Origin of the sequence: Steroidobacter gossypii, from assembly GCF_016801985.1 — a bacterium.
GTDB lineage: Bacteria > Pseudomonadota > Gammaproteobacteria > Steroidobacterales > Steroidobacteraceae > Steroidobacter > Steroidobacter gossypii.
Window position 1 is genome coordinate 1 of sequence record NZ_JAEVLS010000031.1, and the last position, 657, is coordinate 657.

At 64.5% G+C, this 657-nt stretch carries 1 protein-coding gene; it reads right to left on the minus strand.

Annotated features, from left to right (window positions below; translation table 11 throughout):
* Window positions 1-657 (minus strand): non-ribosomal peptide synthetase (locus JM946_RS29900; protein ID WP_203171122.1); only part of this gene is annotated, 657 nt, incomplete at both ends.

Here is a 657-nt window from a genome sequence, read left to right on the forward strand (position 1 = left end):
ACAGCGAGTGCCCGCCCAGCTCAAAAAAGTTGTCCTGGCGACCCACCCGCTCCACATGCAACAACTCCTGCCAGATCCCCGCCAGCACCTCCTCCACCTCGCCCTGCGGCGCTTCATACTCTCGACTCACATAGGCATCCAGCTCCGGCGCCGGCAGCGCCCGGCGATCCAGCTTCCCATTCGGCGTCAATGGCAGGCTCGACAGCACCACGAACGCACTGGGCACCATGTACTCCGGCAGCACCGCCTTCAGGTGCGCTCGCAACTCCTCCACCGACGGCGGCTGCGCCCCGCGCGAGGTCACATACCCCACCAGTCGCTTCTCTCCCGGCGCATCCTCTCGTGCGATCACCACCGCATCCTTCACCGATGCCTGATTCGCCAGCTGTGCCTCGATCTCTCCTAGCTCGATCCGGAAGCCTCGGATCTTCACCTGGTGATCGTTACGACCCAGATACTCGATGCTGCCGTCCGCTCGCCACCGACCCAGATCGCCCGTCTTGTACATCCGAGCCTGCGCATCTGCACTGAACGGATCGCGCACGAATCGCTCCGCCGTCAGCGACGCCCGGTTCAGATACCCGCGCGCTACGCCGGCTCCGCCAATGTACAGCTCCCCAGACACTCCAATCGGAACCGGCTGCAGATGACGGTCCA